Raw genomic sequence first — 2,245 nt, 5'->3', positions numbered from 1 at the left:
AACTATTTAGGAAACAAGGCCCTGTGCATGCATTCTTTTGCTTTGCAGGCACGCCTTTCTTAACTTATTTCTGCTTTTAACTGATTAAAGGCGATATGTCTAAGACTTGCTGCGAATACTGATGCACCTAGTACGGCAATTATGTTCTCTAAAACCAATCTCTAATCGCCAGTGCAATCCATTTTCAATATACCTGTGTTGTCGATTTGCTGAACTTATGTAATAACGATAACTTAGCTCATTGCCTACTTTGCTTATTTCCAATAAACCTTTTCTGATAATGTTTCTAAATCATGACTCACTGCACACTATCTGAATTCTTCTCTATTGCTTTGATAGTTGGCTTTATTAAGGCAGCGCACTATTTCTTAATTGTTTGGTCAGCTTTTGCAATAGAGAACTTTCAATTTTCTTGATTAACGCATTTATTTAATTAGACTTTTTATAAATTGGTACTTACCCTAAAATTACGCCGTTTTCATTATGGTTATCAAGCCATGGCAGGCTATGAAGATTCCCCAGCAGTTCCCTGCCTCAATTTAAGTCACATTAGTCAAATTATACTGACCGACCGAAGCAAAATACTTCGAATAAATACTAGTTAAAACGAAAAGGAAAATAGATTTTGGCGATAAAATAGCAAGAAACGTTGGAAATAAACAGATCATTCAAAGAATTGATGAGCGCCATCGAACTACGGTTTTATCAGAACTCGTAAAACTAAATAAACCTAAATGTAAACCTGTATGTCCAAGTTCAGGGGTTCTTGCCACGCACTACTTCATCGAAAGGTTTTAATATGTCACTTTAATCAGGTTTGGTTATCAGCTAGGTGAAGGCACTAGTCCGCAACACTATTGGCTTTGGCACATGCAGAAGTACGTTAAATTAGTCCGCTCACTAGTAGATAAAAATGTCTGAGATTATTACCCAATCGTCAGTGACAAGCTAAAATAACTCGCCTCACAAAACGGTGCATTCGCAATGCATCGCGATTATGACTTGAAATCAGGGTTAAACTATTAGTGTCACATTTAAGTCTGTTAAAAATAAAAAACCCGTAATCAAATAATTGATTACGGGTAGTGCATATAGTTTTAAAACGTAAACTCGATGCTTTTACTGAGCCATCTTTTTGATGATGATCCGATATTTACCCCCATACGGTTGACGTTGAAGAACTGTAACCGTGTTATCAGGGTTGCCAATTAAACCTCTTACACTATGGCTACCCCAATAGTTGACCTCATTTATTAATTTTTTCTCATACGAAATTAATGAAGACGAAAACTCAACAAGGTTTAGTGCATCATTGATATTTGCTACAGTGGTATACATGCCATTTTCTTCATTATAAATTAATGCACGGCTTTCATAATAATAATTACCTTCGTTCACAAGACCATTGATTAGTTCATGCCCTTCAGGTGAAACTACCGAAACAGCAGGCTTCACACTTGTACCACTTTGCCCAATGATTCCGTAATTACCGTTTTCAAATTGGGTAGCATAACTTATATTTGCATGTAGATAATCCAGAGTGTTATGCCATGTCATTATACTATTAAGCTCACTATCGAAAACTTGTACATAAGAGCCACCATCGTAATAATCACGCTGAGGATCAGAGGTCTCAGGGTAAGCAAAACCAATGGCAGTTAAAGTATTGTCTTGATTTTTGATAAGCTTCTGGATACTGCTTGAGTGCCCTTCAATATCAGGTATGTTTAGCTCTTGTGATATCTCACCGGTAGCAGCAGAAATAGTAAAGAGTCCACTAGTTGCTGACAAATCATCGGCCAGATAAACTTTATCTTGCACTTGGACTGCACTAATGAATGCATAATCATGCTCTACGCCTGGTGCTATTCGGTTTGCTGACCACTCATGTTTGCCACTTTCATCTAGTTTTTTGACCAGAGCTTTATTTTCCGATTTAACCCCCCCCACTGCTAAAATAGAACCATCATCCAGCTCTACAATACTGCGTGTCGTTGGTGCTCCTTTTTCGTCAGAAAAATAATTCCAAACAATTTCCCCTTGACTGTCTATTTTAAATATCCAATCATTCCCTAATGAATCATGATTTGAATCTTGAGGGTGGTTAAAGGCTGTTGCCAATACAATATATCCGCCATCACGTGAACGAATAATTGATTTAGGCTGACCTTCATCTGAACCGCCAAAGTATTTAGTAAATACGCCTACAGGCAGCTCTTGAGTTTCACTCCAATCACCAGCTAAC

General features: G+C 37.5%; 1 protein-coding gene. It reads right to left on the bottom strand.

Translation table 11 applies throughout. The annotated features are described in order from the left end of the window. Window positions 1-1,119: 1,119 nt before the first annotated feature. A partial coding sequence (locus tag N477_RS26400; RefSeq protein WP_196760699.1) for a hypothetical protein occupies window positions 1,120-2,245 on the bottom strand: 1,126 nt, incomplete at its 5' end.

Origin of the sequence: Pseudoalteromonas luteoviolacea H33-S, assembly GCF_001625695.1 — a bacterium.
In the GTDB taxonomy this organism is placed as follows: domain Bacteria; phylum Pseudomonadota; class Gammaproteobacteria; order Enterobacterales; family Alteromonadaceae; genus Pseudoalteromonas; species Pseudoalteromonas luteoviolacea_B.
Note: the sequence above shows the minus strand (reverse complement) of the source record. Positions and strands in the feature narration are given on the sequence as shown.